This is a genomic window from Limnohabitans radicicola, from assembly GCF_014837235.1.
GTDB classification, from domain to species: domain Bacteria; phylum Pseudomonadota; class Gammaproteobacteria; order Burkholderiales; family Burkholderiaceae_C; genus Limnohabitans_A; species Limnohabitans_A radicicola.
On sequence record NZ_JACYFT010000003.1, the window covers coordinates 128319 to 150670 of the forward strand.

Consider the following 22352-nt stretch of genomic DNA (forward strand, 5'->3'; position numbering starts at 1 on the left):
GGCGCGTTCAGCGGTTGCGCTGGTTCATGAAGACCAGCTTTTCAAACAGGGTCACGTCCTGCTCGTTCTTGAGCAGCGCGCCCACCAGCGGAGGCACCGAGACCTTTTGGTCGGCGCTTTGCAGGGCTTCGAGCGGGATGTCCTCGGCCACCAGCAGTTTCAGCCAGTCGAGCAGTTCGCTGGTCGAGGGCTTTTTCTTCAGGCCCGGCAGGTTGCGCACGTCATAGAAGGTCTTGAGCGCAAGGGCCAACAGGTCTTTCTTGAGCGTGGGGAAGTGCACATCCACGATCTGCTTCATCGTTTCTGCTTCGGGGAACTTGATGTAGTGGAAGAAGCAGCGGCGCAGGAAGGCGTCGGGGAGCTCTTTTTCGTTGTTGGAGGTGATGAACACCAGTGGGCGGGTCTTGGCCTTGATCAGTTGGCGCGTCTCGTAGCAATAGAACTCCATGCGGTCGATCTCGCGCAGCAGGTCGTTCGGAAACTCGATGTCGGCCTTGTCGATCTCGTCGATCAGGATGGCCACAGGCACTTCGGAAGTGAACGCCTGCCAGAGCACACCCTTGATGATGTAGTTCTCGATGTCCTTGACTTTTTCGTCGCCCAGCTGGCTGTCGCGCAGACGGCTCACAGCGTCGTATTCGTACAGACCTTGCTGGGCCTTGGTGGTCGATTTGATGTGCCACTGCAGCAGCGGCAGGCCCAGCGCCTCGGACACTTCTTCGGCCAGCATGGTCTTGCCGGTGCCCGGCTCGCCCTTGACCAGCAGGGGCCGTTTGAGGGTGATGGCGGCATTGACAGCCAGCATCAGGTCTTGGGTGGCGACGTATTTTTCGGTACCTTGGAATTTCATGATGGGGCGGCTTCTTTGACGTGAAAAGTGGCTTGTCAGGATTATGCGGGCCAGGCCGATATAATCGCGAGTTGATTTTTATCAATCACTTTGGATTGTCCAAGCAAAATGAACAAGCTGTTGACCTCGATGTTCGCCCTGGCTGTCGCTTCTGTGACCGCTTTTTCCGCCCAAGCCCAGGAAGTCAAGGGCGATGCCAAAGCCGCTGAGCAAAAGATTGCCATGTGCATCGGCTGCCACGGCATCAAAGGCTACCAGGCCAGCTTCCCTGAGGTGTACCGTGTGCCGATGATTTCCGGCCAGAACGCCAAGTACATCGCAGCGGCCCTCAATGCCTACAAAAAAGGCGACCGCAAGCACCCCACCATGCGCGGCATTGCAGACAGCCTGAGCGATCAGGACATCGCTGACATCTCGGCTTACTACGAGCAACACGGCAAGACCGATGCCGTGGTGCCCGCCCCGACAGCCCCTGACGCCAAAGTGGCTGCACTGCTGCAAAAAGGCGCTTGCGTCTCTTGCCACGGCGACAACTTCAGCAAGCCCGTCGACCCCAGCTACCCCAAGATCGCTGGCCAGCACAAAGACTTCTTGTTTGTGGCCCTCAAGTCCTACAAAACCGAGAACCAATCCACCTGGGGCCGCAGCAACGGCGTGATGGGTGGCATCGCCAAGCAGTTCTCCAATGCCGAACTCAAGGCCCTGTCCGCTTATGTGGGCAGCCTGGAAGGCGAACTCAAAACCGTGCCGCAATCCAAGTTCCGCTGATCAGCGTTCTGGTTGCCAGCAAAAAAGCCCGCGTCAGCGGGATTTTTGCTTTTCAGGGCCTGGCTTCTGGGGCTGCGTCAGTCGCGGGTGGCGTGGCGCTGAACACAGGCGATGTAGGCCTCGCCATCGGGCATGCGGCCCGCACGCTGGCTCTCATGCACCATGCGGCCCAGGCATTCCATGGCCTGGTGGTGGGCGTCGTGCAGTGAGTTGAGCTTGTGCGTCAGCAGCTCCACCGCCTGCCGGATGCCCCGGGGCTGGTCGATGCTGCATTGCTCACTGATCGACAGGTGCATCGACAGGTGCAGGAAGGGGTTGTCCTTGTTCGGGTCGACCTGGGCCATGTCGCGCAGCGCGGCGTCCACGTCCGACAAGGCCGCGTGGTACTCGGGGTGCTCGTCGATCCACTGGCTGACCAGCATTTCCATGGGCTCCAGAGGCGCAGTGGTTCGGGCTTTGGCATAAACGCCGCAAAAAAATCGCCGTACATCGGCTTGGGAGGGTTGAATCAGCATGGGCTGGATTGTCCCTGATGTGGCGGTGCTGGCCTGTGGCCAAGCCCTAGAATGAAACCAGCCAAACGCCCAAACATGCAATAAAATGCATGCAACACATCTTCTGGAGACGTTAAACATGAACCAAGCTTACATTTGCGACGCTGTTCGCACCCCCTTTGGCCGTTACGGTGGTGCTTTGAGCAGCGTGCGTACCGACGATCTGGGCGCTGTGCCTTTGCGCGCCCTGATGGCCCGCAACCCGAACGTGGATTGGGCCGCCGTGACCGACGTGCTCTACGGTTGTGCCAACCAGGCCGGTGAAGACAACCGCAACGTGGCCCACATGAGCAGCCTGCTGGCAGGCCTGCCGATCGATGTGCCCGGTGCCACCCTCAACCGCCTGTGCGGTTCGGGTCTGGACGCTGTGGGCACCGCAGCCCGTGCCATCAAGGCCGGTGAAGCCGGTCTGATGATCGCCGGTGGCGTGGAAAGCATGAGCCGCGCCCCGTTCGTGATGCCCAAAGCCGAGAGCGCTTTCAGCCGCGCCAACGCCGTGTACGACACCACCATTGGCTGGCGCTTTGTGAACAAGCTGATGAAGGCCCAGTACGGTGTCGACTCGATGCCCGAGACGGCCGAGAACGTGGCGACCGACTTCAAGATCGAGCGCGAAGCGCAAGACCTGATGGCCTACAACAGCCAGCTGCGTGCGGTGGCCGCCATCAAGGCCGGGCACTTGGCACGCGAGATCGTGGGCGTGAGCATTCCCCAGAAAAAGGGCGATGCGATCATCGTCGACACCGACGAACACCCGCGCGAAACCAGCCTGGAAGCGTTGGCCAAGCTCAAAGGTGTGGTGCGCCCGGACGGCACCGTGACCGCAGGCAACGCCAGTGGTGTGAACGACGGCGCTTGCGCCTTGCTGCTGGCCGGTGAGGCCGAGGCTGCCAAATACGGCCTCACGCCCAAAGCCCGTGTGGTGGGCATGGCCACGGCTGGCGTGGCGCCGCGCATCATGGGCATTGGCCCCGCGCCGGCCACCCAAAAAGTGCTGGCCCAAACGGGCCTGACCATTGACCACATGGATGTGATCGAACTCAACGAAGCCTTTGCGGCGCAAGGCCTGGCCGTGCTGCGCATGCTGGGTCTGAAAGACGACGATGCCCGCGTGAACGCCTGGGGTGGCGCGATTGCCCTGGGCCACCCGCTGGGCGCCTCGGGGGCGCGTCTGGTGACCACCGCCATCAACCGCCTGCAGCAAACCGCTGGCCGTTACGCGCTGTGCACCATGTGCATTGGCGTGGGGCAGGGCATTGCGCTGATCATCGAACGCGTCTGAGTTTCAGCGCCGCGATGGGGTCGAAGCCGCGCTCAGTGCGCGGCTTCGGCCTTTTTTTCGTACCAGCCCTTGCTGCGGTTGGCCACATGCACCACCAGCAGCATCACAGGCACCTCGATCAGCACGCCCACCACGGTGGCCAGTGCTGCGCCTGATTCAAAGCCAAACAGGCTGATGGCGGCCGCCACGGCCAGCTCGAAGAAGTTGGACGCCCCGATCAGCGCGGACGGGCAGGCCACGTTGTGCTTTTCACCCAGGGCACGGTTCAGGCCGTAGGCCAGCGCCGAGTTGAACAACACCTGGATCAGGATCGGCACCGCCAGCAAAGCGATCACCAGCGGCTGCTGCAGGATGGCCTGGCCCTGAAAGGCGAACAGCAGCACCAGGGTCAGCAGCAGCGCCGCGATGGACCAAGGGCCGGTGCGGGCCATGGCGGCGTCGAAAGCCTGAGCCCCCCGGGCCAGCAGCGCCTTTCGCAAGCCCTGGGCCAGCACCACCGGGATCACGATGTACAGCACCACCGAGGTCAGCAGCGTGTCCCAGGGCACGGTGATGGCCGACAGCCCCAGTAAAAAGCCCACCAGCGGCGCAAAAGCCACCACCATGATGCTGTCGTTGAGCGCCACTTGCGAGAGCGTGAACAGCGGGTCGCCGTGGGTGAGGCGACTCCACACAAACACCATGGCGGTGCAGGGGGCGGCGGCCAGCAAAATCAGGCCGGCGATGTAGCTGTCCAGTTGTTCTGCAGGCAACCAGGCAGCGAACAGGTGGCGGATGAACAGCCAGCCCAGCAAGGCCATTGAAAAGGGCTTGACCAGCCAGTTGACGAACAAGGTCACGCCAATGCCTTTGACGTGCTGACGCACCTCGCCCAAGGCGCTGAAGTCCACCTTGATCAGCATGGGGATGACCATCACCCAGATCAGCAAGCCCACGGGCAGGTTGACCTGGGCCACTTCCATCTGGCCAATGGACTGGAACACGCCAGGGAAAAACTGACCGAGCGCGATGCCGATGACGATGCACAGGCCAACCCAGACCGTGAGGTAACGCTCGAACACGCTCATGGGGGCGGGTGTGCTGTGGCTTGAAGACATGTACCGCTCCTCAGGCCTGGGCCAGTGCACGGGCCGTGGTCTGCAGCGCTTGCGCCTGCAGTTGCTCTGGCGGCAGGTTGACCAGCAGTTGCAGCCGCTGCTGGATGGCGATGAGTGTCTGCGCAAAGGCCTTGAGCTTGACCTCATCGGGCGCGTCGCCCGCAGAAGGGTCGGCGTAGCCCCAGTGGGCGGTGGCCGGGTGACCGGGCCAGATCGGGCAGACCTCGCCTGCGGCGTTGTCGCAGACGGTGATGATCAGGTCCATGTGGGGGGCATCTGGCTTGGCGAACTCGTCCCAGCTCTTGCTGCGCAGGCCCTCCGTGGGGATGCCCGCTTGCTGCAGCACCTGCAGGCCCAGCGGGTTGGGGCGCTGGTTGTCGCGTGGGCTGCTACCGGCCGAGTAGGCCTGGAAGCGGCCAGCGCCGATGTGGTTGAGCAGGGCTTCGGCCAGGATGCTGCGGGCCGAGTTGTGGGTGCAGAGAAAGAGAACGTTCATGGTGCAAAGAGAGTGTGTGAGAGTGTCAGCAATCGCAGGCCAGTGCTTTCGGTTCCAGGCAAGAGCTGCCTTGGCAGCAGTTGTCGGTCAGGTAGGCGAGCACGGCGTTCATCTGCTCGAACTGCGCCCGGTAAATCAGGTGGCGTCCGGCCCGCTCTTGCGTGACCAGTTCGGCATGCATCAGCTCCTTGAGGTGAAACGACAAGGTGTTGGCGGCCACGCTCAGCTGGTCTGACAAAACGCCCGGGGTCAGGCCAGCAGGGCCAGCTTGCACCAGCGCGCGAAAAATCTCCAACCGGGAGGTTTGTGCCAGCGCGGCCAAAGCGAGGATGACGGTTTGCGATTCCATATTTCGATGATAGTTGAAATATATGAAGATTTTGTGACGCCTCAGGGTGCAATGCGGGCGACAGCCCGGGCCTGCGGTGCGGTGTGCGCTTGACTAAGATGCCCCATCTGCAAGCCCGAACCCTCCGAGGAGACCCGACATGAAAGCCAGCTGGTACAGCCGCAATGGCGATGCGAACGACGTGTTGCAAGTGGGCGAGTTGCCCACACCCGAGCCCGGCCCGGGTGAGGTGCGGGTGCGGCTGCTCACCTCGGGCGTGAACCCGTCGGATGTGAAGTCGCGCCGCGCCAAGCCGGTCACCGATCCGCTCGTTGTGCCCCACAGCGATGGCGCAGGCGTGATCGACCGCGTGGGCGCGGGTGTGCCCGCCTCGCGTGTGGGTGAGCGTGTCTGGGTGTGGAATGGCCAATGGCAACGCGCCCTGGGCACGGCCTGCGAGTACATCGCCTTGCCAGAGGCGCAGGCGGTACGGCTGCCCGATCAGACCGACTTTGCGGCCGGTGCCTGCTTGGGCATCCCGGCCTTCACCGCTGTTCAGGCGGTGACCTGGGCGGAGCGCCTGGCGGGTGACTTGCGCGGCCAGTCGGTGCTGGTCACAGGCGCGTCGTCGGCCGTGGGCCACTACATCACGCAACTGGTCACACTGGCGGGTGGCCGCGTGATCGGCACGGTGGGCTCAGAGGCCAAGGCTGCGCACGCACGCGCTGCGGGCATGCAGGAGGCGATCTTCTACAAAACCGAATCGGTGCCCGAGCGCGTCAAGGCACTCACCCGAGGTCAAGGCGTGTCGGTCATCATCGACATGGATTTTTCGTCCACCGCAGGTTGGGCAGCCGAGGCCTTGAAGCCGCATGGCCAGGTGGTGTGCTATGGCTCCAACGCCTTGCAGCAGACCTTCGAGTACCGACCCTGGCTGTTCAATTCGCTGGGGGTGAAGTTCTTTCTGGTCTACGAGTTGAGCCCGGCAGACCGCGCACTGGCGGTGGCCCGCTTGACGGCCTTGCTGGCGCAGGGGGCCTTGCAGCACAGCATTGGCCCGCGTTTTTCGCTCGACCAAATGGTGCAAGCCCACCAGGCGGTGGAAGCCGGGCAGTCGATTGGCAACGTGGTGGTGGACATCGCACCGAATTGATGCGCTGCAGCGGGGGCGGTGTATACCGCATCCACCCCGCTGCTCAGGTTTTCAGGGTATCGGCAAACCCTTGTGGCTTTCCCACAATCGAGGCATGTCCCAGACTGCCCCTGATCAGATTGCCAAGCGTTGTGGGCCATGACGAGCGTGCGCCTTTCCGCAGACCAGTTGCGCCGCCGGGTGGACCCGGCGGCACTGGGTTTTCGCGACACGTCTGAACTGCTGGAGCAGGCTTTGCCCTGGATCGGGCAGGCCCGAGCAGAAACGGCCGCACGCTTTGGCCTCAGGCTGGACCAGCCGGGCTACAACCTGTTTGTGCTGGGTGAGGTGGGCAGTGGTCGCACCACTTTGCTGCGTCAGATGATGCAAGCCGAAGCCGTGCTGCGGCCTGTGCCGCCGGATCTGTGTTACCTGCACAACTTTGAGACCCCCGAGCATCCCCGGGCCTTGCGCTTGCCCGCAGGCGATGGGCGTTTGCTTCGCCAATTGATGGCACAGTGGGTCAAACGCCTGGGCAATGACATTCCCAAACGGCTGCTGGAGCCGGACTTCAAGACCGAGAGCGATCGGATCGAAAAAGCCTACAAGACCGAAGAAGACATGGCCTACGCTGCCATCAGCGCGTATGCCGAGTCCAGGCACTTCAGCCTGATGCGAGAGCAGGGGCACATGGTTTTCAGCTACCGCGATGAAAAAGGCGAGCCGATGACGGCCGGGCGCGCCATGACGCTCCCGCACGAGCAGCGTGCCGAGATCGACAGCGCTGAAGCCGATTTGCGCGATGAGATCGGCCGCTTTCTGGAAAAAACCCGCTCCATGGAGCATGTGATGAACGAGGGTTTGGCGGCTTTGCGCAGGCAGGTGATCAAACCCTTGATCGACCATGAACTGCAAGCCATCCGCAATGCCTTGCGCAAGCCCATCAAGGAGTCGGACAAACTGACGGCTTATCTGGAACGTGTGCAGCAAGAGGTGCTGGAAAACCTGGAGTTGTTCCAACCGGGCGACGAGGAAGAAGCCCGCCTGGAGGCGCTTGAAAGCGTCTTGTCTCGTTTGGGCGTGAATGTGGTGGTGGATAACCATGGCCTGGTCGGTGCGCCAGTGATCCAGGAAGACAACCCTTTGTTTCGCCAACTGTTTGGCAGCATTGAATATGACTCGGGCGGGGACATGCTGGTCACGGATTTTTCGCGCATCCGTGCAGGCAGTTTGCTCAAGGCACATGGGGGATTTCTGATGCTGCATCTGCGCGATCTGCTGGCCGACGCCCCGGTCTGGGAAAAGTTGTACCGATTCCTGCGCAGTGGTCGTCTGCAGATTGAAGAGCCAGGCGCGATGTATTCGCCCATTGCTGCCGTGTCCCTGGAGCCCGATCCAGTGGATGTGCAGGTCAAGATCGTTTTGATTGCATCGGTCGACGAGTTCTACGCGGTCCAGGAAGCCGATCCTGAATTCGCCCGCAGGTTCCGTTGCAAAGTGGATTTTGTCGACAGCTTTGTCGCGACCCCCGAATCGCTGCAGGCCACGGCAGTGTTTGTGTCCCACACCTGCCGCGAGAAAGGCTTGCCGCATTTTGACGCACAGGCCGTGGCCGTGCTGATCGAGGATACCCACCGTCAGGCCGGGGACCAAAGTCGGCAGAGTGCCATCTTTGCCCGCTCACAGGCCCGGGTGATTGAGGGGGCTGCTCTGGCGCAGCAGCGCGGTGCAACGCTGGTGCAGGCGCAGGATGTGCAGGCGGCCCTGCTTTCTCATCGGCATCGGCACGACCATGCAGAGCAGCGCTTGCAAGAAGCGATTGCCGAAGGCGACCGGCTGCTGGATGTGGCCGGGCAATGCACAGGGCAGATCAATGGGCTCACGGTGGTGGACCTCGGCGACCACAGTTTTGGACTGCCCGTGCGCGTGACGGCGCGCACCCATGCGGGCGAAGAGGGCTTGCTCAACATGGAGCGCGAGGTCGAGATGTCGGGGCCCATCCACGACAAGGGGGTGCTGATTTTGCACAGCTACCTGTCCTCGCTGTTTGCGCACATGGCCCCGTTGGCCATGAATGCCGCCGTGGTCTTTGAGCAGGAGTACAGCGGCGTGGAGGGCGATTCTGCTTCGTGCGCCGAGTTGTACGCCTTGTTGTCGAGTTTGGCCAATGTGCCGCTGGCGCAGGCGATCGCGGTGACCGGCGCCTTGAACCAGCGGGGCGAAGTCTTGCCTGTGGGGGGCATCAACGAAAAAATCGAAGGCTATTTCCGCAGCTGTGAGTTGCTGGGCCTGAACGGTCAGCAAGGTGTGCTGATGCCCACGCGCAACCTGCGCCACCTGATGCTGTCTTCGTCTGTGGTGCAAGCCGTGGCGCAAGGGCGCTTTCATGTCCATGCGGTGGCCAGTGTCGCTGACGGCATGACGCTGTTGTGCGGTTTGCCGTTTGGGGAGTTGGGTGCGGACGGGTATGCGCCGAACACCTTGCTGGGACGGGTTCAGGCCACACTGAAAGCCTACCGCGCAGCCTGTGAGGCGATTGACGGCAGGCATGCCAGACGGCATATGACCAAGGCTCGCCCAGCCAGACCAGAACGTGGCGTGTCTTCGACTTTGCAGGCAGGCAGACGCCCATGAGCCGCAAGCAGCTGTGGACCTGGCTTTATGGCTTGTTGGCGCTGGCGCTGGTTCTGGGGGTGCAAACCTTTTGGCAGGGGGCTCAGCAGACCGAGACAGTGCCTTACAACCAGTTTGAGCAAGCCCTGGTGGAAGGCAAGGTCCAGGAGGTGATCGTCACTGACCAGCATTTGCTTGGCCGCCTCAAGACCCCGGAAGGGACCAAGACCCAGTTGTCGACCGTGCGGATCGAGCCCGAGCTGGCGGCCTGGCTCGGTGGTTTCAAGCTGCCCTACAGGCGAATCACCGAGAGCGGATTTTGGCGCGACGCTCTGTCGTGGGTGTTGCCATCCCTGGTTTTCTTTGGCCTCTGGTGGCTGGTGATCCGCCGTGTGGTGTCGCAGCAAGGCGGCATGGGCAGCTTGATGCGCATCGGCCAGAGCCAGGCCAAGGTGTATGTGATGCACGACACCGGCGTGACCTTTGCCGATGTGGCCGGGGTCGATGAAGCCAAGCAGGAATTGGTCGAGGTGGTGGATTTCCTCAAGCACCCCATGGATTACGGCCGCCTGGGGGCGCACATCCCCAAAGGGGTGTTGCTGGTCGGGCCGCCGGGGACGGGCAAGACCTTGCTGGCGCGGGCGGTGGCCGGTGAGGCAGGGGTGCCATTTTTCTCGATGTCGGGCAGCGAGTTTGTTGAACTGTTTGTGGGTGTGGGTGCATCGCGCGTGCGTGACCTGTTTGAGCAAGCCAGGGCCAAGGCCCCGGCCATCATCTTCATAGACGAACTCGATGCCCTGGGCCGTGCCAGGGGGGCGTTTCCGGGTCTGGGCGGGCACGATGAAAAGGAGCAGACCCTCAACCAGCTGTTGGCCGAGATGGATGGTTTTGATGCGTCCGCAGGCGTGATCATCCTGGCGGCCAGCAACCGCCCCGAGATTCTGGACCCGGCGCTCCTGCGTGCCGGGCGCTTTGACCGTCAGGTTTTGGTGGACAAACCCGACAAGAAAGGCCGGCTGGACATCCTGCGCGTTCATGCGCGCAAGGTCACGCTGGCGGCAGACCTGGCGCTGGAGGAGGTGGCTGCCATCACACCTGGATTCAGTGGCGCCGATCTGGCGAACCTGGTCAATGAAGCGGCGATCGTGGCCACTCGGCGAAAGGCAGACAGCGTCACGCTGGCCGACTTCACGGCGGCCGTGGAGCGCATCGTGGCCGGGCTTGAAAAGCGCAATCGCCTGCTCAATCCTCAAGAGCGCAGGGCCGTCGCTTTCCATGAGATCGGCCATGTGCTGGTGGCACTGGCTTTGCCGGGCAGCGATCCTGTCCACAAGGTGTCGATCATTCCGCGGGGCATTGGCTCGCTGGGCTACACCTTGCAAAGGCCAACCGAAGACCGCTACCTGATGACCATGGAGGAGTTGCAACAAAAAATCTGTGTCTTACTGGGAGGACGTGCAGCCGAGAAACTGGTGCTGGACAGTTGGTCGACAGGGGCTGCCGACGATTTGGTCAAAGCCACTCAAATCGCACGTGACATGTCCATGCGTTACGGGATGGACGAAACGTTGGGCTGCGTGAGTTACGACAGCCCTCATCCCGCCTGGATCAGCGTCCCGGACGACATGGGTATGCGAGCACCTTTGGCCGAGTCGACACAAAAAACCATCGACGAGGCGGTGCGCCGCATCGTCATGCAGGGCTATGAGCAAGCCCTGTCCATTCTCAAGCAGCACCGCGCCTTGCTGGAGCGTTGCGCGCGGGAGTTGTTGGAACAGGAAACTCTTGACGCCCAGGCGCTGGCGCGTTTGACGGAGGCGTTGCGTTCGCCGGAGTTGGAGCAGAAGAGCTTGTTTGAAACCCAGTGAAGTCAAAGAAACTTCATCGATCTGACACGTGAGTGTCATGTGTGAAATGGAAGATGCAGGTTCATGTCATGCACGAAGGACCTGTTGTGAAAGAGTTGCCTAACCCCACTTTCGCCCTATCTCCCATCCAGCTGCCCCGGGGGTCACTTCATCCAGGATCAACTGCGTCACCTCAAGCGTTCGTGGTGGCCACTGCCCCGTCAGGCATCCAGGTCAGCTGGGCCCGTCACCTCGATGAAGTCCGTGAAGCACAACGCCTGAGACACCATGTCTTTGCTGGCGAGATGGGCGCGCGCCTGGACACCAGCATCGCGGGCCACGACGTCGACCTTTTCGATGACTACTGCGAACACCTGCTGGTGCGCGATGCCGCCACGGGGCAGGTGATCGGTACCTACCGTGTCTTGACGCCTGCGCAGGCCAGGCGTGCAGGCAGCACCTACAGCGACACCGAATTCGATTTGACCCGTCTGCGCGGTCTGCGCGAGCGGATGGTGGAGCTGGGTCGCAGCTGTGTGCACCCTGACCATCGACATGGCGGCGTGATCATGGCTCTGTGGGGGGCATTGACAGAGTTCATGCTGCGCAACCAGCTGGATGTGATGATCGGATGCGCCAGCATCCCCATGTTGCACAACGGGGTGGTGAGCGGCGATCTGGCGGCCAGCATCTGGCACCAACTCAAGCAGACCCACCTGGCCCCGATCGAATGCCATGTGCTGCCACGCTTGCCATTGCCAGTAGACGAACTCGATCAGACCCTGCGCACCGAACCGCCAGCCTTGATCAAAGGTTACTTGCGTCTGGGGGCCAAAGTGCTGGGCGCACCCGCTTGGGACCCGGACTTCAATACCGCCGACTTGCCCATGATGATGCGCATCGTCGACATGCCCGCCCGCTACAGAAAGCACTTCATGGGGGCTGCCTGATGAAGCCACAAACCCAGTGGGTGGCCCGAGCCATGCCGACAGGTTTGTCCAGTGACCTGCAGCATCCCGCTGTACGCGTTGCAGATGTGTCCGATGATGAATCGCCTGCTGGTCGCCAACGCCTGCGGGCGATTTTCATTTCAGACTTGCACATCGGAACACCAGGCTTTCAAGCGGATGCCCTGCTCGAATTTCTCAAGGCCCACTCCAGTGACACGCTGTATCTGGTGGGGGACATCGTGGACGGTTGGCAGCTGCGTCGCCGCTGGTTCTGGCCCCAAAGCCACAACGATGTGGTTCAGAAACTGCTGCGGCGTGCGCGCAAGGGTTGTCGCGTCATTTATGTGCCAGGCAATCACGATGAATTTGCGCGGGCTTTTGCAGGGCACGCCTTTGGTGGCGTGGACATCCAGCATGAGACGGTTCACACCACCGCACGAGGCCAGCGTCTTTGGGTCATCCACGGTGACCACTTTGACGGCGTGATCCAGTGTGCCAAATGGCTGGCCTATGTGGGGGACTGGCTCTACGAACTGACACTCAAGATCAACCGTCACCTCAACCGATTGCGTGGTCGCCTCGGTTTGGAGTATTGGTCTTTGTCTGCTTACCTCAAGCACAAGGTCAAGAAGGCTGTGAATTTCATCTCTGATTTTGAGGTGGCTGTGGCGCATGAAGCCCGCCGCCGTGGCTATGACGGGGTGGTGTGTGGTCACATCCACCACGCCGAGATTCGCGATGTCGATGGCGTTCTTTACTGCAACGATGGCGACTGGGTAGAGAGCCGAACCGCGCTCGTGGAACATATGGATGGTCGGCTGGAGATCATCCACTGGGGCTCGGGCCCGGTGACTGTGAGCAGCTTGGCTTTGCCGCAAAGGATCACCGCATGAAACTCGCACTCATCACCGACGCCTGGCATCCCCAGGTCAATGGCGTAGTGACCACCCTCAACGAGCTGGTCAACGCCTTGCAAGGCATGGGGGTGCAAGTCCACGTGATCCACCCGGGTCAGTTTGAACACCGCCCCTGTCCTGGCTATGCGGGCATCGATCTGGCGGTGCGCCCAGCCAAAAGACTGACACGGCTGCTGGACAACTTGCAGCCCGATGCAGTCCACCTGGCGACCGAGGGTCCGCTGGGCTGGGCTGGCCGAAAAATTTGTCTCCAAAAAAACTGGGCTTTCAGCACGGCATTTCACACCAAATTTCCAGAAATTCTGAATTCCGCCCTGCGCATTCCTTTGTCGTGGGGGTACGCCCTGTTCAGGCATTTCCACAAGCCATCGTCGGCGGTCATGGTGCCAACGCAGGGCGTGCTTGACATGCTGCAGCAGCGTCAATTTCGACAGCTCAAGCCTTGGACGCATGGCGTGGACACACACTTGTTTGGATTTCACGCACAGCCATTGGCGCTGGAGGGGTTGGAGCACTTGCCGCGGCCATTGTGTTTGTTCGTCGGCCGGCTTTCCTATGAAAAGAACATCGAGGCCTTTCTGAAGCTGCCTGTGCAAGGCACCAAAATCGTATGCGGTGTCGGCCCACTGGAGACCAGTCTGAAAAGCAGATACCCTGATGTGCACTGGATGGGGGTATTGCCCCGTGAAGAGCTGGCCAGGGTGTACGCCGCCGCTGATGTGTTTGTGTTCCCATCGCGCAGTGAAACTTTTGGTTTGGTCATGCTCGAGGCCATGGCCACAGGCACGCCCGTGGCCGCCTATCCGGTCGACGGCCCTTTGCAGGTGTTGGGTGCAGACCATGGCAAGCCTCAGGGGGGTGTGCTGGATGCCGACCTGCAGACCGCAGTCGCGCGAGCGCTGACCGTGCCCCGGATGCAGGCCCGCCAGCGTGCTGAGGCGTTTGACTGGGACGCAGCGGCACGACTTTTTGTCAATCACCTGGTGTCTGTGCACGCCAGGCAAGGCCACATGCTGTCAGCTGTCACAGTACTGTCACCAAGGACATGAACAATCGATGGTTGATCGGATTTGATTGGAAATCTCAATATGGCTGAATCGGCCACCACCGCAGACTTGGCGAATCCGCCGCTCCCGCCCTTGCTGGATCGTGATCTGAGCATCCTGGCATTCAATGAGCGGGTGTTGGATGGTGCCAGACGCCACGATGTGCCGCTGCTCGAGCGCTTGCGTTACTTGTGCATTGTGTCTTCCAATCTGGATGAATTTTTTGAGGTGCGGGCTGAGCCACACGTGGCAGCAGCCCAGCAGCACATTGATGAGGGGGCTTTGAGCATCCAAAGCCTGCAGTCGATCACGACCCGTGCGCGTGCCATGGTGGATGAGCAGTACCGCCTGTACAACCACGAACTGCTGCCCGCGTTTGAAAAAGAAGGCATCCGTATCCTGTCACATGGTGAGCGCAATGTGGCTCAAAGGCGCTGGGTCAAGACTTATTTCAACAAGGATGTCAAACCCTTGCTGATGCCCGTCAGCCTCGACCCTTCACACCCCATGCCCCAGGTGGCCAACAAGTCGCTCAATTTCATTGTTCACCTCAAGGGCAAGGATGCCTTTGGCCGTAGCAATGAAATCGCCATCGTCAAGGTTCCCCGCGTTTTACCCCGTTTGATCCGTATGCCTGACCGCTTGAGCAACGGTGGCACAGCCTTCGTATTGCTGTCGAGTGTGATTCGCGCGCATTTGTTCGAATTGTTTCCAGGTCGTGAGGTGGATCAGTTTTCGCAATTCCGGGTCACACGTCACTCGGATCTGGCGGTGGACGAGGATGAAGTTGTCAATTTGCGCACAGCCTTGCGCCAAGGCTTGCAACACCGCCATTACGGACAGGCTGTTCGTCTTGAAGTTTCTTCCAACTGCTCGCCACAGCTGTCGGACTTCTTGTTGCAGCAGTTCGACTTGCCCGTCCAGGCATTGTTCCGGGTCAATGGCCCGGTCAATCTGGTGCGTTTGATGCAACTGATCGATTTGAGTGCCAAGCCTGCCTTGCTGTTTGCGCCTTACCAGGCCAGTTTTCCGCGCGATGTGCCCAAGTCAGGAGCCATCATGGCACGTATGCGGCAAGGCGATGTGCTTATCCATCAGCCTTTTGAGAGTTTTGATGGCGTGCTCGCGTTCCTTGGTGAAGCCGTCGATGACCCGCAGGTGCTGACCATCCAGCAAACCATTTACCGCACGGGCAGCGATCCAGCCATGATGAACTTGCTGCGCGAGGCCGTGCGTCGCGGGAAAGAGGTCACGGCAGTGGTCGAACTCAAGGCCCGCTTTGACGAAGAGGCCAACATCAATTGGGCCGAGCAACTCGAATCCATTGGTGTGCAGGTGGTCTATGGTGTGGTTGGTCTCAAGACCCACGCCAAAATGCTGCTGGTGACCCGACGGGAGGGGCGACATTTGAGGCGCTACGGCCACCTGTCGACGGGTAATTACAACCCGCGCACCGCGCGTCTGTACACCGACATCAGCTATTTGACGGCGGATCCGAAAATCACAGGTGACATGGAGCAGCTGTTCGTGCATCTGGCCAGTCAAAATCCGTTGCCGAGAATGCACCGTCTGTGCGTAGCGCCGTTCAACCTGCATGCACGCATGCTGCGTGCCATCGGCGACGTCAAAAAGGCTGCGGAGCGGGGAGAGGATTCCCGCATTGTATTGAAGATGAACGCCTTGACCGATGCGCCCCTGATCGAAGCCTTGATGGAGGCCGGTCAGTCAGGTGTGCGGATCGATTTGATTGTGCGTGGCGCTTGCATGCTGCCAGCTGGACTGCCAGGGAAAACAGACAACATCAAGGTGCGCTCGGTCATCGGGCAGTTTTTGGAACATTCGCGAGTGTCATATTTCAGGGCTGGTGTGGAGGAGACACTTTACCTCTCGAGTGCCGACTGGATGAACCGTAACATGATGCGGCGCATCGAGGTGGCTTGGCCTGTGCTGGACCCGGTCTTGCGGCAGCGCATCATCGACGAGTGCTTGCTGGCCTACATGCATGACCAGCATGATGCCTGGGACATGCAGTCCGATGGTCAATACGTGCGAGCGGCCCTTCTGCACCCTGGACCAGGCGCACAAGCCGCCCTGATGGCGCGTTACGCTAAAACCTGAACACCAGTGGAGTGGGCATGGACTTGATCTTGTGGAGACATGCAGAGGCGCTCGATCTGGAAAGCCAGGAAGACGACATGTTGCGCCCCTTGACGAGCAAAGGAGAAAAGCATGCCGCCCGCATGGCCCAATGGCTGGACAGGCAACTGCCTGAGGGCACCCGTATCCTCTGCAGCCCAGCGGTGCGTGCGGAGCAAACTGTGCGCGCCTTGCAGCGTAAATACAAGGTTCGCGATGCCCTGTCACCAGGTGCAAGCGTGCAAGATGTGCTTGAAACAGCCCAATGGCCGGATGCGAAATTTCCGGTGCTCCTGGTCGGACACCAGCCTTCATTGGGGGCGGTAGCGGCTCAGCTTCTGGGTATGGCTCACGGCACTTGCCCGATCCGCAAAGGTGCTGTCTGGTGGCTGCGCAGTCGACAGCGCGACGGGGTGGAGCAAACGGTCATTTTTTCGGTGACCACCCCGGAGAAACTGTAACGGCTCTGCCGAGACTGGTTCAGTTCTTGCCTGGACGGCCCGTTTTCAATGTCGGAACGGCGGCCAAGGCTTTTTTGAAGGCGACATCCGAGGCAGCGTTCAGCAGCATCAGTCCAGCACGAATCAGCTCACTCTTCTTGATGTCGAGTCCCAGGCTCAATGCTTTTTTCTTCATATCGCCAAGTTGAGCAAATTCGTTTTTCGGAATGGTAAAGCTGTCACGCACCACTTTGACTTTTTTGTCTTTGATAGCTGGTTCTGGGGCTTTCTTTTGGGCTGGGTCCTGACGCCCTGTGGTCGCCTTTTTCGCTTTTGCAGGGTCCACTGGCTTGGCATTTTGGGACGGAGCCGCGTTTTGGGATTTCACGGCCAATGCTTTGGCGACATTCGCGCCTTGGGCTTTGATTGGGGCAGGTTTATTGGCCGATAAGGACTTTGAGGTCGATGCAGGTTTTTTGACGGGAGCCGCCGATTTGGCGTTTGGCGCAGTGACTTTCTTTGTCATGGATTCCTCTTTTATAAACCGTATATACCGTTTATACCGATCTCAAAAAGCAAAGTCAAGCCAGCATCAATTTCCAGTTTGTCTTTTGCCAGGCCAGCACTTCTTCCTTGAGCAAGTGCGCAGATTGAGGCCAAAGCTGAGCCCACTGGTTGGTCAATGCCAAACGGACCGTTCGGCGCTTGCTGTCCAGCTCAATCTGCACGTCGGCAATGTCGGGGTCTCGGCGCGCATGGCAAAAAATGACGGCTAAACGCAGGGCCATCAGCTGGAGCACAAACAGGGGGTCTTCCAGAGTGCTGTCCAGTTTTTTGAGCTTGCCTCGGTGCCCCAGAACCAAGAGCCCCAAGCGGTGCAGTTCGTCGATGGTAAAGCCTGGCAGATCGGTGTTTTCAAGAATGTAGGCACCGTGTTTGTGGTAATCGCTGTGCGAGATGCGCATACCCACTTCATGCAATTGCGCTGCCCAGTGCAATTTACGCAAGTGCCGCTCCCCATGGGCCTGGCCCAACATGGGGGCCAGCAGTGCCTTTGCGGTGCGCGACACGCGTTCGGCCTGCACCGCATCCACGCCAAAGCGCTGGGTCAGCCAGCCAATCATCTTTGTTCTCACGTCGGCATCTGGGCTCTCCCGGTCGATCAGGTCAAACAAGGCGCCATGACGTAATGCGCCTTGCGCAGCTTGCATTTCTTCGATTTGCAGCAGATCAAACACCGCACGTAAGACCGCCAGACCACCGCCAATGACTGGGCGGCGGTCTTCTCGGATGCCTTCCAGTTTGAGTTGCTCGGGCCGTTGGGCTTTGAGCAGTTTTTCAAGCAACCAGTCCAGCCCTTGTCGTGTGATCATGCCTGCTGGCCAGCCTGCGGCCATCAGCACGTCGGCGACCGCACCAATGGTGCCAGACGAACCATAGGCTTTGTCCCAGCCGTTGCGTGGGTAACGGGGAAGTGATTCGTCCAGAACGGCTTGGGCTGCAATCTCTGCGGCCCGAAACGCAGCTGCCGTCCATTGCCCATTGGGAAAGTATTTCATCGACCAGGCCACACTGCCGACTCTGTAGGACTCCAGGGTTTGTGCTTGCCAGTGTTGCCCCAAAATCATTTCAGTGGATCGGCCACCGATGTCGACCACCAGGCGACGTTCGTCTGACTGGGGCAGTAAGTGAGAGACTCCCAGATAAATCAGGCGCGCCTCTTCGCGACCAGCAATGACCTCAATCGGGAATCCAAGGATTTTCTTGGCCTCAATCAGGAAGACGTCACGGTTGCGTGCTTCTCGCAGAGTTTGCGTGGCCACGGCGCGAACTTGGCTCGGCCTAAAGCCAGCAAGCCGTTCACCAAACCGGGCTAGGCAATCCCAACCGCGCTGCATGGCGTCTTCGCTCAAGTTCCGATCGGCATCCAGGCCACTGCCTTGTCGCACGGTTTCCTTCAGGTACTCCACTTTGCGCAGACGGCCTGCATCCCATTGCCCGATTTCGAGCCGAAAACTGTTGGACCCGAGGTCGACGGCTGCGTAAAGGCTTTTGGCTAGCATGCGAAATTGAAGAGGAAGAAGGCATTGCATTATGTGACGTCAATTTGTCAGATGAATGACAAATCAGAAACACAGCGGTGTCTCACACGGCATTCGGGAAACAAAGAATGACCGTTATCCAGGTCCGATAAAAATCAAAGCATGGCCATGTGTTGTCATGACGATGCCACAAAAAAAATCAATGATGAACACAGACCATGTGGTCTTGAATCATCGGAGAAAAAATGAAAACCTGGTTGATCGCAAGTGCCATGGCCACCTTGGCTATGGCGGGATGTGGGAGCACTTCAACGGCGCCCACACCCAAGAACGTGATTTTTTTCCTGGGAGATGGCATGGGCATGACGACCCAGACTGCCGCACGCATCTACAAGGTGGGAGAGGACGGTGAGCTCACCATGGACACCTTGCCAGAAACGGCATTCATCAAGACGTATTCGAACAATGCGCAAGTGACCGACAGTGCGCCCTCCATGGCTGCGTACATGACCGGGGTCAAGATGAACAACGAGGTCATTTCGATGTCCCCGGAAACTTCGGCCTTCGATGTGGTCACGGGCAAAGATTACCTGAGTGGCACGGACAGCACCTGCCCTGCCACGGGCAACGGCAAGGCTGTTCCCACGCTGCTGGAGATCGCCAAGGCCGCCGGCATGGGCACAGGCGCAGTGACCACCACGCGCGTGACGCATGCCACCCCCGCAGTCACCTACTCTCATATCTGCCATCGCGATGGCGAGAACACGATCGCTGCCCAGGCCGTGCCGGGCGGTCCGGAGTTCAACACCGCCTTGGGTGATGGCCTGGATGTTCTGTTGGGCGGTGGTCGCCAATTCTTCTTGCCCACGGCAGCGGGTGGCAAGCGCACCGATGGACGCGATCTGACGGCCGAGTTCAAGGCCAAGGGTTACACCTATGTCAAGAACAAAACCGAGTTCGATGCGGCCGCGTCGTCGGGCAAATTGGTGGGTCTGTTCACCAGCAGCCACATGAGCTATGACATTGACCGCGATCCGGCACTGGAGCCCAGCCTGGCTGAAATGACGACCAAAGCGATTGACATCCTGTCGAAAAATCAAAAAGGCTTTTTCTTGATGGTCGAGGGTGGCCGCATCGACCATGCCTTGCATGAAACCACAGCGCATAAAGCCCTGCAGGACACAGTGGCGTTTGACGAAGCCATCAAGGCCGCCATCGACAAGATGAAGGTCAATGACCCCGATTTGAAGAACACCCTGATTGTGGTGACGGCCGACCATGACCACACCCTGGTGCTCAACGGTTATGCCGCGCGCACGGGCAAGACCAGCGGCAGCAACCCGGGTGTTTTGGGTTTGCTCAAGAACTTTGTCAACAACGCATTGAGTCTGGACAGCGGTGGCAATCCTTTCACCATCATTGGCTTTGGTAACGGTGAAAACCGACCGGCAACACGTACAGCCCTGACCGATGCGCAAGTGGCCGACAAGACTTACCACCAGGAGGCTGCCATTCCCATGGCTGCAGGCAGTGAGACCCATGGCGGCACGGATGTGTTTTTGGGAGCCATCGGGCAGGGGGCAGAAAACTTCACCGGAATCATCACCAACACCGATGTGTTTGCCTTGATTCGCAAATCGGTCGGTCTGTAAACAGTGTCAGGAGAATTCCAAATGAAAACAACGTTCAAAAATGCTTTGCTGGCTTTGTCTGTGGCCAGTGCCACCTCGGCTTTTGCAGCCGGTGAAGCCACCAATGTCATCTTCTTTCTGGGTGACGGCATGGGCCCGACAACGGTCACGGCCAGCCGCATCTACAAATACGGTGAAGCCGGCAAGCTGAACATGGAGTCGCTGACCCGCACGGCGCGCATCCGCACCTACTCCAACGATGCGCAGACCACCGATTCGGCCCCTTCGATGGCAGCCTACATGACCGGTGTGAAGATGAACAACGAGGTGCTGTCCATGAGCGCCGACACCAAGGCCTACAACGGCAGCACTCCCTATGTGGCGTCCACGGGCGACAGCACATGCCCCGCATCGGGCAATGGCACAGCCGTGGCGACACTGCTGGAGTTGTCCAAGGCGGCTGGCAAAGCGGTGGGCGCAGTTACCACCACGCGTGTGACGCATGCCACACCTGCGGCCACCTATGCCCACATCTGCCACCGCGATGGTGAAAATGACATTGCGGCGCAATTCGTCCCCGGGTCCGGCAAATTCAATGCCGCACTGGGTTCTGGTGTCGACGTTTTGTTAGGCGGTGGCAGCAAGTTCTTTGTGCCTGCATCTGCAGGTGGCAAGCGCACCGATGGCCAGGACCTGACGGCGCTGCTGCAGAAAGCCGGTTACACCTATGTCAACACGGGCACCGCCTTCAAGGCGGTGGACGCCAGCAGCACCAGCAAGCTGGTCGGTCTTTTCAACAAAGACCACCTGAACTACGAGCTCGACCGTGCCAAGGCCGCCAACAACATCGATGAACCCAGCTTGGCCGACATGACCGAAAAGGCTATCAAGGTGCTGCAGAAAAACGGCAAAGGCTATTTCCTGATGGTCGAAGGTGGCCGCATTGACCATGCCCTGCACGGCACCAATGCCAAGCGTGCGCTGGAAGACACCATCGCCTTTGACGATGCCATCAAGCGTGCGCTGGGCCTGGTGGACCTGAAAAACACCTTGATTGTCGTGACCGCAGACCATGACCACACCATGACCTTCAATGGTTATTCACACAAAGGCAACCCGATTTTGGGCAAAGTCAGTGACATCAAACCCACCACTCTGAACAAAGGTGTCCCGGTGCTGGCCAAAGCAGCCGACGGTTTGCCCTACACGGCGCTGGTGTTTGGCAATGGTGGGGGGGCTCGCAAGTCCACCCGTGACGACCTGAGTGCTGTCAATACCGAGGCCGATGATTACTTGCAAGAGGTGGGCGTCAATTTGGGCGCGCCTGGTTCCGAGACCCATGGGGGTGGTGACGTGATGCTGCTGTCCGGTGGTGCTGGCAGCGCCGGTTTCAAAGGCACGATGGTCAACACCAAGGTCTTTGGCCTCGTCAAATCCGCATTGGGTTTGTGATCCGGAATTCCTCGGCCTTGCGGCCGGTGAATTGATTTTTGGCCCGACCCTTGGGGGTCGGGCTTTTCATTTTGAACACTCTGAAGATGCAGCCCATTTTTCACACTATTTTTTCAGCGCTTTGGCTGACCGTCTCTGTGCTGGCTCAGGCACAGGATTTGGCATTGAAGATCGAGCACGAGTCGACCTCCTTGAGCGCCGATGGCGTGACCCGCATCACCCGGTTCAGCGAGCGCCTTGTGCGCCGTGACAACCAGAGCTGGCTTTCTAGGATCATGCCCGCCGCAGCGCATGAAGATGCCGAGCATTCCAGTGGTGCCAAGAACCACAAGCACATGGATGTGAATGCGGCTTCGCGCTGGGTGGTCAGAGGCACCGATGGCAAATTGCGTGTGCGCATTGTCAGTGCACACGAAAGATTGGTGGTGGATGTGACCCCGACGGACTACGGCAACATCGGTTTTGATGGTCGCTGGAGCACTGCCAGCCAACTGATCGATCCGCTGCAGCTGCAGCGCATGAAGGTATCTAGCCGCTCGGCCCCCGTGGGCACGCGCTGGTACGCAGGCGGCAACCGCGACCACCGTGTCATGTTGCTCTGGGATGAAAAAGGCCAGTACCCCCGCCGCATTGAATCGGCCAATGCCCAAGGCACCCAAAGCAGTCAGATGGTCGTCACCCGCGAGGCCATGCCGGAGAGTCTGCCTTGGATGGGCTTGGCGTCTTTCAGCCAAAAGGAATACGCGGATTTGCTCGATTGAGCGTTGGGCA

The 22352-nt window shown here is 59.8% G+C and carries 20 protein-coding genes; 13 read left to right on the plus strand and 7 right to left on the minus strand.

The features are described from left to right. Positions 1-7: 7 nt before the first annotated feature. A complete protein-coding gene (locus tag IC609_RS13235; RefSeq protein WP_191819991.1) occupies positions 8-850 on the minus strand; it encodes an AAA family ATPase in 843 nt (280 codons plus the stop codon). Positions 851-958: 108 nt separating this feature from the next. Here IC609_RS13235 and IC609_RS13240 point away from each other — a divergent pair, with 108 nt between their 5' ends. Continuing rightward, positions 959-1618 carry a c-type cytochrome gene (locus tag IC609_RS13240; protein WP_191819992.1) on the plus strand — a complete coding sequence of 220 codons (660 nt, stop codon included), beginning with the start codon at positions 959-961 and terminating at the stop codon, positions 1616-1618. A gap of 77 nt (positions 1619-1695) precedes the next feature. Here the strand turns inward: IC609_RS13240 and IC609_RS13245 are convergent, their stop codons facing one another. Further along, the gene (locus IC609_RS13245; protein WP_191820230.1) at positions 1696-2130 is read right to left on the minus strand and encodes a DUF1841 family protein; all 435 of its coding nucleotides are present in this window, start codon (positions 2128-2130) and stop codon (positions 1696-1698) included. Between the two features lie 121 nt (positions 2131-2251). Between IC609_RS13245 and pcaF the strand changes: the two genes are divergently transcribed. Beyond that, positions 2252-3454: a 3-oxoadipyl-CoA thiolase gene (gene pcaF / locus IC609_RS13250; protein WP_191819993.1), complete on the plus strand. Its 1203-nt coding sequence runs from the start codon at positions 2252-2254 to the stop codon at positions 3452-3454. Between the two features lie 32 nt (positions 3455-3486). Here pcaF and arsB read toward each other — a convergent pair whose 3' ends face one another. Genes arsB through IC609_RS13265 form a run of 3 tightly spaced genes read right to left on the minus strand, consistent with a single transcriptional unit; the run spans position 3487 to position 5396 of the window. After that, the gene (gene arsB, locus IC609_RS13255; protein ID WP_225224189.1) at positions 3487-4551 is read right to left on the minus strand and encodes an ACR3 family arsenite efflux transporter; all 1065 of its coding nucleotides are present in this window, start codon (positions 4549-4551) and stop codon (positions 3487-3489) included. 10 nt (positions 4552-4561) lie between these two features. After that, positions 4562-5047, minus strand: coding sequence for an arsenate reductase ArsC (locus IC609_RS13260; protein ID WP_191819994.1), 486 nt, complete (start codon positions 5045-5047; stop codon positions 4562-4564). A gap of 25 nt (positions 5048-5072) precedes the next feature. Beyond that, the gene (locus tag IC609_RS13265; RefSeq protein WP_191819995.1) at positions 5073-5396 is read right to left on the minus strand and encodes an ArsR/SmtB family transcription factor; all 324 of its coding nucleotides are present in this window, start codon (positions 5394-5396) and stop codon (positions 5073-5075) included. 139 nt (positions 5397-5535) lie between these two features. Between IC609_RS13265 and IC609_RS13270 the strand changes: the two genes are divergently transcribed. From IC609_RS13270 to sixA, 8 genes are all read left to right on the plus strand, one after another. Further along, on the plus strand, positions 5536-6528 hold the full coding sequence (locus IC609_RS13270) for an NADPH:quinone reductase (protein WP_191819996.1): 993 nt from the start codon (positions 5536-5538) through the stop codon (positions 6526-6528). A gap of 138 nt (positions 6529-6666) precedes the next feature. Then, positions 6667-9141, plus strand: a complete 2475-nt coding sequence (locus IC609_RS13275) for a Lon protease family protein (protein ID WP_191819997.1) — start codon at positions 6667-6669, stop codon at positions 9139-9141. After that, positions 9138-10988 carry an ATP-dependent zinc metalloprotease FtsH gene (gene ftsH / locus IC609_RS13280; protein ID WP_191819998.1) on the plus strand — a complete coding sequence of 617 codons (1851 nt, stop codon included), beginning with the start codon at positions 9138-9140 and terminating at the stop codon, positions 10986-10988. Before IC609_RS13275 ends, ftsH begins: the two co-directional genes overlap by 4 nt. A gap of 86 nt (positions 10989-11074) precedes the next feature. Continuing rightward, positions 11075-11917 (plus strand): GNAT family N-acetyltransferase, encoded by an 843-nt coding sequence (locus IC609_RS13285; protein WP_191819999.1) that lies wholly within the window; start codon positions 11075-11077, stop codon positions 11915-11917. Positions 11918-11949: 32 nt separating this feature from the next. Further along, entirely contained in the window at positions 11950-12810 is an 861-nt protein-coding gene (locus IC609_RS13290; RefSeq protein WP_191820232.1) for a UDP-2,3-diacylglucosamine diphosphatase, read from the plus strand. Next, on the plus strand, positions 12807-13883 hold the full coding sequence (locus tag IC609_RS13295) for a glycosyltransferase family 4 protein (RefSeq protein WP_191820000.1): 1077 nt from the start codon (positions 12807-12809) through the stop codon (positions 13881-13883). The genes IC609_RS13290 and IC609_RS13295 overlap by 4 nt, the downstream gene beginning before the upstream one ends. Before the next feature lie 39 nt (positions 13884-13922). Further along, on the plus strand, positions 13923-15998 hold the full coding sequence (gene ppk1, locus IC609_RS13300) for a polyphosphate kinase 1 (RefSeq protein ID WP_191820001.1): 2076 nt from the start codon (positions 13923-13925) through the stop codon (positions 15996-15998). A 17-nt stretch (positions 15999-16015) separates the two neighbouring features. Continuing rightward, positions 16016-16477, plus strand: a complete 462-nt coding sequence (gene sixA / locus IC609_RS13305) for a phosphohistidine phosphatase SixA (RefSeq protein ID WP_191820002.1) — start codon at positions 16016-16018, stop codon at positions 16475-16477. Positions 16478-16496: 19 nt separating this feature from the next. Here sixA and IC609_RS13310 read toward each other — a convergent pair whose 3' ends face one another. Continuing rightward, positions 16497-16982, minus strand: coding sequence for a hypothetical protein (locus tag IC609_RS13310; protein WP_225224191.1), 486 nt, complete (start codon positions 16980-16982; stop codon positions 16497-16499). A 55-nt stretch (positions 16983-17037) separates the two neighbouring features. Beyond that, on the minus strand, positions 17038-18519 hold the full coding sequence (ppx, locus tag IC609_RS13315) for an exopolyphosphatase (protein WP_191820003.1): 1482 nt from the start codon (positions 18517-18519) through the stop codon (positions 17038-17040). 224 nt (positions 18520-18743) lie between these two features. Between ppx and IC609_RS13320 the strand changes: the two genes are divergently transcribed. The 3 genes from IC609_RS13320 to IC609_RS13330 all read left to right on the plus strand — a co-directional run bounded on the left by IC609_RS13320 (position 18744) and on the right by IC609_RS13330 (position 22342). Continuing rightward, the gene (locus IC609_RS13320) at positions 18744-20150 is read left to right on the plus strand and encodes an alkaline phosphatase (protein WP_191820004.1); all 1407 of its coding nucleotides are present in this window, start codon (positions 18744-18746) and stop codon (positions 20148-20150) included. A gap of 21 nt (positions 20151-20171) precedes the next feature. After that, positions 20172-21581, plus strand: coding sequence for an alkaline phosphatase (locus IC609_RS13325; RefSeq protein WP_191820005.1), 1410 nt, complete (start codon positions 20172-20174; stop codon positions 21579-21581). A gap of 86 nt (positions 21582-21667) precedes the next feature. Next, on the plus strand, positions 21668-22342 hold the full coding sequence (locus IC609_RS13330; RefSeq protein WP_191820006.1) for a hypothetical protein: 675 nt from the start codon (positions 21668-21670) through the stop codon (positions 22340-22342). The last annotated feature ends 10 nt before the right edge of the window (positions 22343-22352 follow it).

Excerpts from the sequence above, each read along its gene's own strand:
- pcaF (WP_191819993.1), top strand. The coding sequence starts at position 2,252 with ATGAACCAAGCTTACATTTGCGACGCTGTTCGCACCCCCTTTGGCCGT.
- IC609_RS13275 (WP_191819997.1), top strand. The coding sequence starts at position 6,667 with ATGACGAGCGTGCGCCTTTCCGCAGACCAGTTGCGCCGCCGGGTGGAC.
- IC609_RS13235 (WP_191819991.1), bottom strand. The coding sequence starts at position 850 with ATGAAATTCCAAGGTACCGAAAAATACGTCGCCACCCAAGACCTGATG.
- IC609_RS13260 (WP_191819994.1), bottom strand. The coding sequence starts at position 5,047 with ATGAACGTTCTCTTTCTCTGCACCCACAACTCGGCCCGCAGCATCCTG.
- IC609_RS13310 (WP_225224191.1), bottom strand. The coding sequence starts at position 16,982 with ATGACAAAGAAAGTCACTGCGCCAAACGCCAAATCGGCGGCTCCCGTC.
- IC609_RS13290 (WP_191820232.1), top strand. The coding sequence starts at position 11,950 with ATGCCGACAGGTTTGTCCAGTGACCTGCAGCATCCCGCTGTACGCGTT.
- ppx (WP_191820003.1), bottom strand. The coding sequence starts at position 18,519 with ATGCTAGCCAAAAGCCTTTACGCAGCCGTCGACCTCGGGTCCAACAGT.
- ftsH (WP_191819998.1), top strand. The coding sequence starts at position 9,138 with ATGAGCCGCAAGCAGCTGTGGACCTGGCTTTATGGCTTGTTGGCGCTG.
- IC609_RS13330 (WP_191820006.1), top strand. The coding sequence starts at position 21,668 with ATGCAGCCCATTTTTCACACTATTTTTTCAGCGCTTTGGCTGACCGTC.
- arsB (WP_225224189.1), bottom strand. The coding sequence starts at position 4,551 with ATGTCTTCAAGCCACAGCACACCCGCCCCCATGAGCGTGTTCGAGCGT.
- IC609_RS13320 (WP_191820004.1), top strand. The coding sequence starts at position 18,744 with ATGAAAACCTGGTTGATCGCAAGTGCCATGGCCACCTTGGCTATGGCG.
- ppk1 (WP_191820001.1), top strand. The coding sequence starts at position 13,923 with ATGGCTGAATCGGCCACCACCGCAGACTTGGCGAATCCGCCGCTCCCG.
- IC609_RS13295 (WP_191820000.1), top strand. The coding sequence starts at position 12,807 with ATGAAACTCGCACTCATCACCGACGCCTGGCATCCCCAGGTCAATGGC.
- sixA (WP_191820002.1), top strand. The coding sequence starts at position 16,016 with ATGGACTTGATCTTGTGGAGACATGCAGAGGCGCTCGATCTGGAAAGC.
- IC609_RS13265 (WP_191819995.1), bottom strand. The coding sequence starts at position 5,396 with ATGGAATCGCAAACCGTCATCCTCGCTTTGGCCGCGCTGGCACAAACC.
- IC609_RS13270 (WP_191819996.1), top strand. The coding sequence starts at position 5,536 with ATGAAAGCCAGCTGGTACAGCCGCAATGGCGATGCGAACGACGTGTTG.
- IC609_RS13240 (WP_191819992.1), top strand. The coding sequence starts at position 959 with ATGAACAAGCTGTTGACCTCGATGTTCGCCCTGGCTGTCGCTTCTGTG.
- IC609_RS13325 (WP_191820005.1), top strand. The coding sequence starts at position 20,172 with ATGAAAACAACGTTCAAAAATGCTTTGCTGGCTTTGTCTGTGGCCAGT.